The sequence below is a fragment of the Planomonospora algeriensis genome (genome assembly GCF_977012225.1).
Window position 1 is genome coordinate 1 of the sequence record NZ_CDRNDK010000892.1, and the last position, 1,196, is coordinate 1,196.

Sequence of the window (1,196 nt, forward strand, 5' to 3'; positions counted from 1 at the left end):
GGGGCGGGCGCGCGTACGGCGCGGCGGGCGCCGGTCCCCCGTACGGCCCGGCGGGCGTCGCGCCCTCCTGATCCGCGGGAGGCATCCAGAGGGTGTCATTGGGGGCGGCGCTCCACTGAGGCTGCTCCATCTGAACCGTCATGCCGCTCTGTCCCGCCGTCTCCGGGAAGGGAGTCGCAGGGTGGGCTCCCGGCTGCCCTGCGCCGGGGGCCCTGAGGTCCCTGGGACTGGGATCCCTGCGGCGTTGAAGGCCCGGCCTGCCCGGCCGGCGGCGCGTCGAGCGGATGCGTGGCGTCGGTCCACTGGCTGCCGTCCCACCACCGCAGCTGCGGTGAACCGTAGGGATCGGGGTACCAGCCGGCGGGGGTCTGCGTGGTCATGGTGGTCAGAGTAGTAAGAATCCGGTATGCGGCGCATTGTGGACCTTGCGATGCTTCGTCAGCATCTGTAGGTGATGCTCGCCTTGTCGGAGATCTTCGCGCCGTCCGGTACCGGCGAGAGCACCTCCAGGGTGGCCGTTCCCTTGAAGCTCCCCTTGCCCTTCACCTGCCAGCGCAGGGACACCACCCGTTCGGTCTCCCCGGCCGCCATCCGGTGGTCCTGCTCGATCGGTTCGTCCTTGTCGCTCACCTTCCACCGGTAGTGGACCTCTCCCGGGGAGCCGTTGGTGGTGAGCACGCCCCGGATCGTGACGCTCTCGCCGCATTTCTGCGTCTGCTTCGGCGCCAGCACCTCCACCCCGGTCACCACCAGGGGGGCGGACGGGCCCCGCAGCAGCCAGACCACCACCGCTCCCGCGACCATCAGCGCGAGGATCACCGCGGAGACCGCCGTACGGTACCGCCGGGCGGGCGACCGGGACGGCGGGGAGGGCCGGGACGCCCGCCCCCGGTCGGCGCCGAGCACGGTGGCCTGCCCGCTCCGGCCCTCCCGCCAGATCCGCGCCGCGGGCGTCTCCACCGGCACCCCGGGACCGAACCGCACCGAGGCTCCGGTACGGCTCCCGCCGTCCTCCGGGACCTGGAGCAGCGTGACGGCCTCCTCTTCCTCGTCCCGGCCTGCCGGGAGCGGGACCGGAGCCGGATGCGCCGCCCGGGTGGGCTCCTCGTGCACGGACCACCGGCGCGCGGTCTCCGTCAGCCCGTCGCGGGCGGGGAGACCCCGAGGGGCAGCAGGTCGCGGCCGGCGAGCAGGGC

Annotated in this window: 2 protein-coding genes; both read right to left on the reverse strand. The window is 73.8% G+C overall.

The window, feature by feature from the left end; translation table 11 throughout:
- Positions 1-95: 95 nt before the first annotated feature.
- On the reverse strand, positions 96-380 hold the full coding sequence (locus ACWJ6R_RS36695; protein ID WP_449066602.1) for a DUF2510 domain-containing protein: 285 nt from the start codon (positions 378-380) through the stop codon (positions 96-98).
- A gap of 58 nt (positions 381-438) precedes the next feature.
- Positions 439-1,196 (reverse strand): hypothetical protein (locus tag ACWJ6R_RS36700; protein WP_449066603.1); only part of this gene is annotated, 758 nt, incomplete at its 5' end.